The organism is Streptomyces varsoviensis (assembly GCF_000718635.1).
Lineage (GTDB): Bacteria > Actinomycetota > Actinomycetes > Streptomycetales > Streptomycetaceae > Streptomyces > Streptomyces varsoviensis.
In genome coordinates this window covers 95851-109063 of the sequence record NZ_JOBF01000008.1, presented here as the reverse complement: position 1 = coordinate 109063, position 13213 = coordinate 95851, and the positions used below count along the sequence as shown (strand labels likewise).

9 protein-coding genes are annotated in these 13213 nt (G+C 71.7%); 4 read left to right on the top strand and 5 right to left on the bottom strand.

Translation table 11 applies throughout. The features are described from left to right. Positions 1-18: 18 nt before the first annotated feature. A complete protein-coding gene (locus IF55_RS14080) occupies positions 19-1509 on the bottom strand; it encodes a peptide MFS transporter (RefSeq protein ID WP_030883217.1) in 1491 nt (496 codons plus the stop codon). Between the two features lie 556 nt (positions 1510-2065). Between IF55_RS14080 and IF55_RS14075 the strand changes: the two genes are divergently transcribed. The 4 genes from IF55_RS14075 (at position 2066) to IF55_RS14060 (ending at position 7342) form a co-directional block, all read left to right on the top strand. Continuing rightward, a complete protein-coding gene (locus IF55_RS14075; protein WP_030883216.1) occupies positions 2066-3076 on the top strand; it encodes a polyprenyl synthetase family protein in 1011 nt (336 codons plus the stop codon). Positions 3077-3994: 918 nt separating this feature from the next. After that, entirely contained in the window at positions 3995-5329 is a 1335-nt protein-coding gene (locus tag IF55_RS14070; protein ID WP_030883214.1) for a LolA family protein, read from the top strand. A 104-nt stretch (positions 5330-5433) separates the two neighbouring features. Next, the gene (locus tag IF55_RS14065) at positions 5434-6429 is read left to right on the top strand and encodes an ABC transporter ATP-binding protein (RefSeq protein WP_048831958.1); all 996 of its coding nucleotides are present in this window, start codon (positions 5434-5436) and stop codon (positions 6427-6429) included. After that, on the top strand, positions 6416-7342 hold the full coding sequence (locus IF55_RS14060) for an ABC transporter permease (protein WP_030883211.1): 927 nt from the start codon (positions 6416-6418) through the stop codon (positions 7340-7342). The genes IF55_RS14065 and IF55_RS14060 overlap by 14 nt, the downstream gene beginning before the upstream one ends. A gap of 102 nt (positions 7343-7444) precedes the next feature. Here IF55_RS14060 and IF55_RS14055 read toward each other — a convergent pair whose 3' ends face one another. From IF55_RS14055 to IF55_RS14040, 4 genes are all read right to left on the bottom strand, one after another. After that, positions 7445-8797 (bottom strand): M28 family metallopeptidase, encoded by a 1353-nt coding sequence (locus IF55_RS14055; protein ID WP_048831957.1) that lies wholly within the window; start codon positions 8795-8797, stop codon positions 7445-7447. Positions 8798-8854: 57 nt separating this feature from the next. Continuing rightward, entirely contained in the window at positions 8855-9913 is a 1059-nt protein-coding gene (gene rarD / locus IF55_RS14050; protein ID WP_030883206.1) for an EamA family transporter RarD, read from the bottom strand. A 242-nt stretch (positions 9914-10155) separates the two neighbouring features. After that, positions 10156-11235 (bottom strand): 2-oxoacid:ferredoxin oxidoreductase subunit beta, encoded by a 1080-nt coding sequence (locus IF55_RS14045; protein WP_030883204.1) that lies wholly within the window; start codon positions 11233-11235, stop codon positions 10156-10158. Then, positions 11228-13186 carry a 2-oxoacid:acceptor oxidoreductase subunit alpha gene (locus IF55_RS14040; protein WP_030883203.1) on the bottom strand — a complete coding sequence of 653 codons (1959 nt, stop codon included), beginning with the start codon at positions 13184-13186 and terminating at the stop codon, positions 11228-11230. Before IF55_RS14040 ends, IF55_RS14045 begins: the two co-directional genes overlap by 8 nt. Positions 13187-13213 lie beyond the last annotated feature (27 nt).

Here is a 13213-nt window from a genome sequence, read left to right as displayed (position 1 = left end):
GGCGGGGTCCCAACAGCCTCAGTGGACGGGGTGCATGGTGCGGCGCAGCCAGGGGCCGAGGGCGATGACGGCGATGCCCGCGAGGACGGCGACGGCCCCGTTGGCGCCGAAGTACAGCGCGTTGGAGATCTCGCCGAAGAGCTTCACGGTCTGCGCCTGGATGCCGTTGGCGAGGGCCAGCGAGAGGAACCACAGCGCCATCGTCTGACTGGCGAAGGCGGCCGGCGCGAGCTTGGTGGTCGCGGACATGCCGGTGGTCTCCAGCAGGATGTCGCCGAGGCCGAGGAGCACGTACGAGACGACCAGCCACCAGGCGGCCATCTTCCAGTCCCCGGCGCGGCCGGTGGTGGCGGGCACCATCACCAGGAAGGACAGGCCGCCGAGGATCACGCCGTAGGCGATCTTGTGGGAGGCGTGCGGCTGGCGGCGGCCCATCCTGACCCAGAGCGCGGCGACGAACGGCGCGAGCACCACCTCCACCACGCCGAGCACGGAGTTGTACCAGGTGGAGGGGAAGTCGAAGCCGAGGACGGAGGTCCGCGCGTGGTCCGCGGCCAGCAGCGTCATCGTCGAGTACGACTGGAAGAGGATGAAGTTGAAGACCACGGACGCCGCGAACAGCACCACGTACGGGCGCAGCCGGCCGCGTTCCGGCGCGGTCACCCGCGGGCTGCGGAACATGACGGTGAAGTAGACGACCGGCGCGAGCACGGAGACGACGGTGACCGCGTCGACCGTACGGTCCATCGTCAGCCAGCCCGCGGCGTGCAGCGCGAGGCCGATGACGGCCAGCGCGACCACGCCGCCGGCGGTCAGCAGCCCCGCGCGGCGCATGGCGGTCGGCGGCAGCGCGAACTCGGCGCTGTGCTTGCGGCCCACCAGGCCGCGGCGGCCGAGCACGTACTGGGCGATGCCGAAGGTCATGCCGATGGCGGCGGCGGAGAACCCCCAGTGCCAGCCGATCTTCTGGCCGAGCCAGCCGGTGATCAGCGGGCCGAGGAACGCGCCGATGTTGATGCCCATGTAGTACAGCGCGAACCCGGCGTCGCGCCGCTCGTCGTCGGTCGCGTACAGCTTTCCGACCATGGTGGAGACATTGGGTTTGAGCAGCCCCGTACCGGCGATGATCAGCCCTAGGCCGACCCAGGTCATGGCGCCCGCGGGCACGGCCATCGCGTAGTGCCCGCAGGCGATGAGGACGCCGCCCCACAGGACGGCGCGGTAGGTGCCGAGGACGCGGTCGGCGAGCCAGCCGCCCGCGACCGAGACGAGATAGACCAGGGTGCCGTAGGCGGCGGTGACGGAGGCGGCGGTGTTCGAGGCCATGCCGAGGCCGCCGTGGGCCAGGGTGTCCGCGAAGTACAGGACCAGGATCGCCTGCATGCCGAGGAACGAGAACCGCTCCCACATCTCCAGGCCGAAGAGCGTGAGCAGGCCGCGGGGGTGCCCGAAGAAGGAGTGGTCGGCTTTGGTCGGGGGTCTCTCGTCGACCGGCGCGGTCTCGGTCAAGGTGCTGGCTCCAAGGTCATCAGTGGTCCGACTGCCGCTGCTGCCCCTTCCTTTCCGGGCAAAACCCATTGCTCCGGGTGATCAAGAACATACCGGGTCGAACGGCGGGGTGCGCGGCGGCGGCGGACGGCGGAGGGGGCCGACGGGAGAGGGGGTGCGGGCCGTACGGAGAGGGGGTGCGGGCCGTACGGAGACCGGCCGGATACGGACCGGACGCCGACCTGGACGCCGACCGGGCGCCGACCTGGACGCCGCCCGGGCGCCGACCTGGGCGCCGCCCGGACGCCGGCCGGGGCCGACCGGATGCGGACCTGGACGCCGACCGGATGTCGACCGGGGGAAGGGTCCCTTCCCGGCGGAGGCCGACCGCGCGCCGATCCGGCGGCAAGCGGAAGGGACACGGAGCGGTCACGGAGCGGTCCTCGGCGCCACGGCCCGGCCACTTCGCCGGGCGGGCGGCCACGGTGATCCATACGGGACCGGATACGCTGACTTTCGGTGGAGACAGCGATACATCGACAAACCTCGTGATCGCAGGCAGACAGGAGTAACCCTCGTGACCGTCGTAGGGCCCTTCGGGCTGAGCGTGCGGGACCAGGCTCTTGAAGCCGATGTCCAGGCCGGGCTGGCCGCCGTCGAGGAGGGCCTCCTGGAGGCCACCAAAAGTGAGGTGCCATTCATCACCGAGGCCGCGCAGCATCTGGTGCGGGCCGGCGGCAAACGGTTCCGGCCGCTGCTGGTGATGCTCGCCGCCCAGTTCGGCGACCCGTACGCGCCGGGGATCGTGCCCTCGGCGGTCGTCGTGGAACTCACCCACCTGGCGACGCTCTACCACGACGACGTGATGGACGAGGCCGAGGTACGGCGCGGCGTGGACAGCGCCAACGCCCGCTGGGGCAACTCCGTCGCCGTCCTGACCGGCGACTTCCTCTTCGCGCGCGCCTCGCACATACTGGCCGACCTGGGCCCGGAGGCGGTCCGCATCCAGGCCGAGGCGTTCGAACGGCTGGTCACCGGGCAGATCCTGGAGACGGCGGGCCCCAGCGACGGCCGCGACGAGGTCGAGCACTACCTCGACGTCCTGGCCGGCAAGACCGGCTCGCTGATCGCCGTCGCCGGGCGGTTCGGCGCGATGATGGCCGGGGCCGACGAGGGCACGGTCGACATCCTCACCCAGTACTGCGAACGGCTCGGCATCGCCTTCCAGCTCGCCGACGACGTCCTCGACATCGCGAGCGAGGGCCACGAGTCCGGCAAGACGCCGGGCACGGACCTGCGCGAGGGCATCCCCACCCTGCCGGTGCTGCGGCTGCGCGAACAGGCCGCGGCCAGCGGCTCCGCCGACGACCGCGAACTCGTCGAACTGCTCGGCGGCGACCTCACCGACGACGCCAGGCTCGCGCACGTGCTCGGCCGCCTCCGCGTCCACCCCGCCCTCGAACAGGCCCGCCGCGACACCGTCCGCTACGCCCAGGACGCCCGAACCTGCCTGGCCCCCCTCCCCGACTGCTTCGCCAAGTCGGCCCTTGAGGAGCTGTGCGACGCGGTGGTCCACCGCGCCGGCTGACGATGCGGGCGAAGCCCGCGTCGTCCGTCCATAGGGGCGGACCCGATGCGGGCGGGCGCCCGCATCGGGTCCGCCCCTGCCACCACCTCCGGCCCGGGGCCGCCACCCCGGGCCCCTCCAACCTCCGCGGTTGCACGGCCCGCTCTGGGCCTGCCTCGCCGACGGCCTACGGTCGGGGGCCCGCCGACGGGAGCACGGCCGGCCGCGCCCGGCGGGGGGTGCCCGTGAACTTCGTCAGTGGCCGCACGGGCCTCACGCGCCCGCGGGGATACAGGGGTACCTGACCTCGCCGCCGGTCATACGGATTCGCCTCGCCGGGGTCGTTGGGGCGGGCTTGCCCGCGGTTGTAGGCGTCGGGCGGTGCCGTCCGACGTACGGTTGGGTCTCGTCTGTTGCTCCGCGCGGCGGCATTCGTCGGTGGCCGTACGAGCCGGGCTCTCGTCGGCATACGGGCTCGGCTCGCCCGGGGCGTCGGGCCGGGCCTTGCCCGCGACCGTAGGCGTCGGGCCGCGCTGCCCGCTGTACGGCCGGGCCCCGCCCGTTGCTCCGCGCGGCGGTCTTCGCCGCCGGTCGTACGAGCCGGGCTCGCTCGTCCGCGTGGGGGGAATGGGCCCCGCCCATTGGGGTACCGGCCGTGGCGGGGTGGCGTAGGTGGGCCCGTAGGAAATGTGGTGGAGGCGGGGCGTCCCCTAAGGGGGCGGGAGCGGGGGGTGCGCCCGTAGGCGCACGCGGAGCGGCCCGGCGGCGAGCCACCGTCATACCGGAGGGTGACATGGAGTTGATCCCCGGGGCTGACGTTTCTTACCGGCCGTTTTGGTGGGATTGCTAGCGCCACCACAGGGCGGTCGGGCGACAATGGCCCGAGGGTGGACGAGTGCAGGACGCGACAGACCGCCGCCGACGACGGAGGTAGAGCAGATGCCACGAATCCGACCGACACACGAGGCCGATGGCGCGGACGGGGCCGAGGGGCCGCGTACGGGCCGTCGCAAGGCCGTCCGGTACGGGGTACCGGTCGCGGTGGCGGGGGTGGCGGCGGCGACGATCGGGCTGGTCCCGGCGCTCGCCAGCAGCGGGGACCCCGACCTCCCGCAGATCACCGCACAGGACCTGATAGCCAAGGTCGCGGCCTCCGACACCCAGCAGCTCTCCGGTTCGGTGAAGGTCTCGACCGACCTGGGCCTGCCCTCGCTGCCGTCCGGCATGTCCTTCGGCGGCAGCGGCAGCGGCAACGGCGGCAAGGGCGGCGGCGGCTCCGACGCCTCCCCGCAGTCCAAGCTCACCGAGCTCGCCGCCGGTACGCACACCCTGCGGGTGGCCGCCGACGGGCCCGACAAGCAGCGCCTGTCCATCGAGGAGAAGGCCGCCGAGTACAGCCTGATCCACAACGGCGACCAGCTCTGGGGCTACGACAGCGCCAGCAACTCCGCCTATCACGCGACCGTTCCCAAGGACGTCGGCAATGGCGGTCACGGCAAGGGCTCCGACGCCGCGAAGGGGCTTCAGAACGCCTCCCCTCAGGAGCTGGCCAAGCAGGCGCTCGCCGCCGTCGACGGTTCGACCTCCGTCTCCGTGGACGGCACGGCCAAGGTCGCCGGCCGGGACGCGTACCAGCTCTCGGTCAAGCCCAAGCAGAGCGGTTCGACGATCGAGTCGGTCCGGATCGCGGTCGACGCGAAGAACGGCGTGCCGCTGAAGGTCACGGTCAACGCGAAGAGCGGCGGCAAGCCGGTCGTCGACGCGGGCTTCACGAAGGTGGACTTCGGCAAGCCGGCCGCCAGTACCTTCGACTTCTCGCCGCCGAAGGGCGCGAAGGTCACGGAGGCGAAGGACGCCAAGGCCGACGCCGAGCGCAAGGGCGGCTCGGACCTCTTCACCGGCAAGGGCAAGGGCGACGGCAACGGCATTGGCGCCGGTCAGGCCGAGGACTGGGCGAAGAGCTTCGGCGGCGGCGCCAAGGGCGACTCCGAAGTCAACGTCACCGGCCAGGGCTGGGCCTCGATCGCCGAGATCTCGATGCCCAAGGGCAGCACCCCCGGCAAGAGCGGCGAGACCGGCAAGACCGGTAAGGGCAGCGGCGACGACGCGTCCGGCCTGATGGACTCCTTCGGCACGAAGGTGTCCGGGAAGTTCGGCTCCGGCCATGTCTTCAGCACCCGGCTGGTCAACGCCCTGCTGACCGACGACGGCAAGCTCTACGTCGGTGCCGTCGACAAGGACGCGCTGGTCAACGCGGCGAACAACGCCAAATAGGCCGAGTGGGCGAGTACTCCGAGTACTCGCCGCCCGCGTCAACCCTGCCCCGGCCGCCCGTCGGCCGGGGCAGGCCCGTAACGGAACGAAAGCCGCAGACGAAGGTGGAGCCCGTGAACGACGCGCCCCCGGCCGTTCCCGCCCCCGGCGGCGACGCCGTCATCGCCACGCGCGGGCTCAGCAAGCGGTACCGCGGCGGGCAGCTCGCCGTCGACGGGCTGGACCTCACCGTGCCGCGCGGCAGCGTCTTCGGGTTCCTCGGGCCCAACGGCTCCGGGAAGACGACCACCATCCGGATGCTCGTCGGGCTGATCGAGCCGACCTTCGGCGTGGCGCGCGTGCTGGGCGAGCAGATGCCGCGCGCGGGGCGGCGGGTGCTGCCGAGGGTGGGCGCGCTCATCGAGGGCCCCGCCCTCTACGCGTTCCTCAGCGGCCGCGACAACCTCGCCCGGTACGACGCCGCCGACCCCACCGCCGATCCCCGCACCCGTTCTGCCCGGGTCTCCGCCGCCCTGGACCGCGTGGGGCTCGCCGCCGCCGCGGGAAAGAAGGCGCGCGCGTACTCGCTCGGCATGAAGCAGCGGCTCGGGCTGGCCGCGGCCCTGCTCCAGCCGCGCGAACTGCTCGTCCTGGACGAGCCGACCAACGGCCTCGACCCGCAGGGCATGCGCGAGATCCGCACCCTGGTGCGCGAGCTGGCCGCCGAGGGCACCACCGTCTTCCTCTCCTCCCACCTCCTCGACGAGATCGAGCAGGTCTGTACGCACACCGCGGTCATGGCGCGGGGCCGGCTGCTCACCCAGGGCACGGTCGCCGAGCTGGCCGGGGCGGCCCGCGGCAGGCTGGTCGTGACCACCCCCGACACGGCGGACGCGATGCGCGTCCTCAAGGAGCACGGCGTGAGCGACCTCGTCGTCACCGACGACCGGATCACCGGCGAACTGCACGTGGCGGGCCCCGGCGGCCCGCTCGATCTCGCCGACCTCAACGCCGCTCTCGTACGGGCCGACGTGCGGGTGCGCGGCTTCGGCACGGAGCGGGCCTCGCTGGAGGACGCGTTCGTCGCGCTCACGGGGGAGGGCTTCGATGTCGCGGGCTGAGACTGATGAGGCCGCTGAGGCTGAAGTTTGGGCAGGGGGCGGGGCCGGAGCCCGGGCCGGAGCCGTACGGGCGCCGAATCCGCTGTGGCGGCTCGGGCTCGTACGCAGCGAGATCGGTACGGTCTTCCGGCGCTGGCGGACGCTGGCGCTGCTGGCCGTGCTCGCGGCCGTACCGGTCCTGGTCGGCATCGCCGTGAAGATCCAGACGGACGACGGCGGCTCGTCGGGCGGCGGCGCCGGCGGGCCCGCGTTCATCGCGCAGGTCACCAACAACGGGCTCTTCCTGGTCTTCACCTCGCTCGCGGCGACCCTGCCGTTCTTCCTGCCGATGGCGATCGGCGTGGTGGCGGGCGACGCGATCGCGGGCGAGGCCGGCTCCGGCACGCTCCGCTATCTGCTGGTCGCCCCCGCGGGCCGTACGCGCCTGCTGCTCGCCAAGTACGCGACCGTGATCACGTTCTGTCTGGCCGCGACCCTGGTGGTGGCCGTCTCGGCGCTCGCGGTGGGGGCGCTGCTCTTCCCGCTGGGCGATGTCACCCTGATCTCCGGCACGACGGTCTCCTTCGCGGACGGCCTGCTGCGGGCCGGGGCGATCGCGGTCGTCGTCGCGGCGTCACTGGTGGGCGTCGCGGCGGTCGGGCTGTTCATCTCCACGCTCACCAACAGCGGCATCGCCGCGATGGCGGCGACCGTGGGGCTGCTGATCACCATCCAGATCCTCGACCAGATCCCGCAGTTGCACGCCGTGCAGCCCTATCTCTTCCCGCACTACTGGCTCTCCTTCGCCGACCTCCTGCGGGACCCCGTCTACTGGGACGAACTGCTGAAGAACCTGGGCCTCCAGGCCCTGTACGCGGCGGTCTTCGGCTCGGCCGCCTGGGCGCGCTTCACCACCCGCGACATCACGGTGTAGTGCCGGCGGACACGGACGGCGAAGAGGAGCCGGGGCGGGCGCGAGCGGACACGGGAAGGGGCCGGGGCGCGAGCCGCCGGCCCCTTCGCGTGGGGGCGGTCGTCAGAAGGTCAGTTTCCAACTGTCGATATAGCCGGTGTCCTGCGCGCCGGTGTCCTGCACGCGCAGTTTCCAGGTGCCGTTCGCGGTCTCGGACGACGCGTCGACGGTGAAGGTGTCGATGACATTGTCGGCCGAGTCGTTGCCGCTGGCGCTCTTGAGGCCGAAGGTGCGGCCGCTGGGGCCGACCAGGGCGATGGTGAGGTCGCCGCGCCAGGTGTGCTTGATGTCGACGGCCACCTTGAGGGCGGTGGGCGCGTTCCCGGGGATGCCCGTCACGGTGACGGGCGACTCCACGGCCGGGCCGGCGTCCGGGATCTGGACGTTGTCGGCGTTCTCGAAGCTCTTGCCGTCGGGCGGGTTGGTGGAGCCGCCGCTCAGGGACCAGACGGCGCTCGCGATGGCGTCGCTGTTGTTGTTGAGGGCGGCCTCGTTGATGTTCGCGGAGGTGTCGCAGGAGCGGTGGTAGCAGGCGTCGAAGGCGCGGCCGGAGGTGCCGCCCCACTTCTGGGCCTGGGCCGCGGTCTTGATGTAGTCGGCGCCGCTGAAGAGGCCGCCGACGCGGATGCCCGCGTTCTTGAAGGGCGCGTGGTCGGAGCGGCCGTCGCCCTCGGTCTCGATCTCGGTGGGGATGTTCTTGCTCGCGTAGAAGTCCTTGAAGACCTTCTCCAGCCGCGCGTCGTCGTCGTAGACGAAGTAGCCGGGGTTGGGCGAGCCGACCATGTCGAAGTTCAGATAGCTTTCGATCTTGGAACGTTCGGCGCTCGGCAGGGTGCTGACGTAGTGGCGGGAGCCGAGCATGCCCAGCTCCTCGGCGCCCCACCAGGCGAACCGCAGGTGCTTGTCGGGCTTGTAGCCCTCGCGGGCGACGGCGAGGGCGACTTCGAGTATGGCCGCCGAGCCGGAGCCGTTGTCGTTGATGCCGGGGCCCGCGCCGACGGAGTCCAGGTGCGAACCCGAGAAGATCACATGGCCCGCGTCGCCGCCGGGCCAGTCGGCGACGAGGTTGTAGCCGGTGGCGCCGCCGGCGGTGAACTGCTGCACGGTGGTGGTGAACCCGGCGGCGTCCAGCTTGCCCTTCACATAGTCGAGGGACGCCCGGTACCCGGCCCGGCCGTGGGCGCGGTTGCCGCCGTTGGAGCTCGCTATCGACTGGAGCTGGGACAGGTGGGCCTTGACGTTGGCGACCGGGATGTCGGGCGCCGCGAGGGTGGGTGTCGCGGCAGGTGCGGGCGCCGGGCCCGCGGCCGATGCGGGGGCCGTGCCGAGGAGGGCGGCGGTCGCCGCGGCCCCGGCGGTGAGCAGGGCGAGGCCACGGCATCTTCGGTGCAGGGGCTGTCCGGTGCGGTGAGGCATGGGGGGCTCCCAACTCGTTTGACGTGGGCATGATGCTGGGGGCGCCCCATGCCACCGTCAAGGGCGGGATTCGGACAGGGAATCCCGGATATCGGGCCCTTCGGAGGGCCCGTCGGAAGGCCCCTCGGAGGGGCTGTCGGAAGGCCCGTCCGAGGGCCCGTCGCAGCGGCCTTCGGCGCCGCCGGCGCGTACGGCCGCCAGCCCCGCCCGCGCCGCCGCCAGCTCCGCCCGCCCCTTGCGGGCCGTACGCAGCGCGTCCCAGCTCAGCACCGCCAGCGCCAGCCAGACCAGCGCGAACCCGGCCCACCGCTCGGGCGGCATCGACTCGTGGAAGACGAAGAGCCCGAGCAGGAACTGCAGCGTCGGCGCCAGGTACTGGAGCATCCCCAGCGTCGAGAGCGGCAGCCGCACCGCCGACGCCCCGAAGCAGATCAGCGGCAGCGCGGTCGCGATGCCGCACCCCGCCAGCAGCAGCGCGTGCCCGGCACCGCCGGAGGCGAAGGTGGACTCGCCGCGCGCGCCCAGGAAGACCAGGAAGCCGAGGGCGGGCAGGAACTGGATGGTGGACTCGGCGGCCAGCGACTCCAGCCCGTCCAGCCCGATCTGCTTCTTGACCAGGCTGTACGTGCCGAAGGAGAGCGCCAGCGTGAGCGCGATCCAGGGCAGCTTGCCGTAGCCGACGGTCAGCACCGCGACGGCGAGCACCCCGACGCCGACGGCCGCCCACTGCGCGCGCCGCAGCCGCTCGCGCAGCACGATCACGCCGAAGGCGATGGAGACCAGCGGGTTGATGAAGTAGCCGAGGGCCGCCTCGACGACATGGCCGCTGTTGACGCTCCAGATGTAGAGCCCCCAGTTCACGGAGATGACGGCCGCCGCCACCGCGACGAGCGCGAGCTTCCTCGGCTGGCGCAGCAGCGGGCGCAGCCGGGACCAGCGGCGCAGCGCGAGCAGGGCGAGCCCGACGGCCACCATCGACCAGGCCATGCGGTGGGCGAGGATCTCGATCGCGCCGGACGACTGGAGCAGGTGCCAGTAGAGCGGGAGCAGTCCCCACATGCCGTAGGCGGCGAAGCCGTAGACGAGTCCGGTGCTGGTGTCGGAACGCGACGTCAAGAAGTCCTCCCCGTGGACGTGGTGACACCCGTTGACGGTAGCGCCGCCGAGATCACCTGTCAGGTGCGTGCTGTGTCACAGCCGTCACCTCGGGTAGGCGGAGGCGGTCGGTACGGATCGGCGTAAGCCGGCTGCGGCCCGGCACAAGGCCCGGCACAAGGCCCGGCACAAGGAAGCGGTGCCGGTACGGGGAGGTGTGCCGCTCCCCGTACCGGCACCGCGAGAGCCCGTACGGCCGTGTGTCAGCCGACGACCGTCCATGTGTCGTTGCCGGCCAGGAGGGTCGCCAGGTCGCCCTTGCCGTTCTGGACGACGGCGGCTTCGAGCTGGTCGGACATCTGGTCGTCGTAGACGGGGCGGTCGACGCTGCGCAGCACGCCGATCGGCGTGTGGTGCAGGGTGTCGGGGTCGGCGAGGCGGGAGAGGGCGAACGCGGTGGTCGGGGACGCGGCGTGCGCGTCGTGGACCAGGATGCTCGCCTCGTTCTCCGGGGTGACCTCCACGACCTTCAGGTCGCCGGTGGCCGGGTCGCGGACGACGCCCTTGGCGCCGTCGGCGCCGAAGCGGATCGGCTGCCCGTGCTCCAGCCGGATCACGGCCTCCTCGGCCTGCTGCTTGTCCTTGAGGACCTCGAAGGCGCCGTCGTTGAAGATGTTGCAGTTCTGGTAGATCTCCACGAGCGCGGTGCCGGGGTGGGCGGCGGCCTCGCGCAGTACCGAGGTGAGGTGCTTGCGGTCCGAGTCGACCGTACGGGCGACGAAGGACGCCTCGGCGCCGATCGCCAGCGACACCGGGTTGAAGGGCGCGTCGAGGGAGCCCATCGGCGTCGACTTGGTGATCTTGCCGACCTCGGAGGTGGGCGAGTACTGCCCCTTGGTGAGGCCGTAGATCCGGTTGTTGAACAGCAGGATCTTGAGGTTGACGTTCCGCCGCAGCGCGTGGATGAGGTGGTTGCCGCCGATGGACAGCGCGTCCCCGTCACCGGTGACGACCCAGACGGAGAGGTCGCGGCGGGAGGAGGCGAGGCCGGTGGCGATGGCCGGGGCGCGGCCGTGGATGGAGTGCATCCCGTAGGTGTTCATGTAGTACGGGAAGCGGGAGGAGCAGCCGATGCCCGAGACGAAGACGATGTTCTCCTTCGCCAGGCCGAGTTCGGGCATGAAGCCCTGTACGGCGGCGAGGATCGCGTAGTCGCCGCAGCCGGGGCACCAGCGCACTTCCTGGTCGGACTTGAAGTCCTTCATGGACTGCTTGGCCTCGGCCTTGGGCACCAGCGAGAGCGCTTCCGGCGTCGTTGAGCCCTCCGACAGCGTCTCAGTCATTGATGGCCTCCTTGAACACATCGGCGAGCTGCTCGGCCTTGAAGGGCATCCCGCTGACCTGGGTGTAGGAACGGGTTTCGATCAGGAACCTCGCCCGCAGCAGGGTGGCGAGCTGGCCGAGGTTCATCTCCGGCACGACGACCTTGTCGTAGCGCTTCAGCACCTCGCCGAGGTTGGCCGGGAAGGGGTTGAGGTGGCGCAGATGGGCCTGGGCGACGGCGCGCCCCTCGCCCCGCACCCGCCGCACGGCCGCGGTGATCGGCCCGTACGTCGAGCCCCAGCCGAGCACCAGGGTGTCGGCCTCGCCGGTGGGGTCGTCCACCGTGAGGTCCGGGACCGCGATGCCGTCGACCTTGGCCTGCCGGGTGCGGACCATGAAGTCGTGGTTGGCGGGGTCGTAGGAGATGTTGCCCGTGCCGTCCTGCTTCTCGATGCCGCCGATGCGGTGTTCGAGGCCGGGGGTGCCGGGCACGGCCCACGGCCGGGCCAGGGTCTCGGGGTCGCGCTTGTACGGCCAGAAGACCTCGGTGCCGTCCGCCAGCTCGTGGTTGGGGCCGTGCGCGAACCGCACCCGCAGGTCCGGCAGTTCGCCGATGTCCGGCACCCGCCACGGCTCGGAGCCGTTGGCCAGGTAGCCGTCGGAGAGCAGGAAGACCGGAGTGCGGTAGGTGAGCGCGATACGGGCCGCGTCGAGCGCCGCGTCGAAGCAGTCCGCCGGGGTCTTCGGGGCCACGATCGGCACCGGGGCCTCGCCGTTGCGCCCGTACATCGCCTGGAGCAGGTCGGCCTGCTCGGTCTTGGTGGGCAGCCCGGTGGACGGGCCGCCGCGCTGGATGTCGACGACCAGCAGCGGCAGTTCGAGGGAGACGGCGAGCCCGATGGTCTCGGACTTGAGGGCCACGCCCGGGCCGGAGGTGGTGGTGACGGCCAGCGAGCCGCCGAAGGCCGCGCCGAGCGCCGCTCCGATGCCCGCGATCTCGTCCTCGGCCTGGAAGGTGCGTACGCCGAAGTTCTTGTGCCGGGACAGCTCGTGGAGGATGTCCGAGGCCGGGGTGATCGGGTACGAGCCGAGGTAGAGCGGCAGGTCCGCCTGGCGGGAGGCGGCGATCAGCCCGTAGGCGAGCGCGAGGTTGCCGGAGATGTTGCGGTACGTGCCGGCCGGGAAGGCGGCGGTGGCCGGGCCCACCTCGTAGGAGACGGCGAAGTCCTCGGTGGTCTCGCCGAAGTTCCAGCCCGCCCGGTACGCGGCGACGTTGGCCTCCGCGATCTGCGGTTTCTTGGCGAACTTCTTGCGCAGGAACGACTCGGTGCCCTCGGTCGGCCGGTGGTACATCCACGACAGCAGGCCGAGCGCGAACATGTTCTTCGAGCGCTCCGCCTCCTTGCGGGAGAGCCCGAACTCCTTCAGCGCCTCGATCGTCAGCGTCGTCAGCGGCACCGGGTGGACGTTGTACGCCTCCAGCGAGCCGTCCTCCAGCGGGCTGGTCTCGTAGCCGACCTTCGCCATCGGGCGCTTGGTGAACTCATCGGTGTTGATGATGATCTCCGAGCCGCGCGGCACGTCCGCGAGGTTCGCCTTCAGGGCCGCCGGGTTCATGGCCACCAGGACGTTGGGCGCGTCGCCCGGCGTGAGGATGTCGTGGTCGGCGAAGTGGAGCTGGAAGCTGGAGACGCCGGGCAGGGTGCCGGCGGGAGCGCGGATCTCGGCGGGGAAGTTCGGCAGCGTGGACAGGTCGTTGCCGAACGTCGCGGTCTCGGAGGTGAAGCGGTCGCCCGTGAGCTGCATACCGTCACCCGAGTCCCCCGCGAACCGGATGATCACTCGGTCGAGCCGACGGACCTCTTTGTCGCCCGGCCCGCCGGGTTTGCGTTGCCCGGTGAGGTTCTGCGACTCGCTCTGCTGCTCGGCTGGTTCGGCCTGCTCGGCCGGGCTACTGACCTGGCTGGTCACTGCTTCGGACCTCCCTAGAGGCGGCGG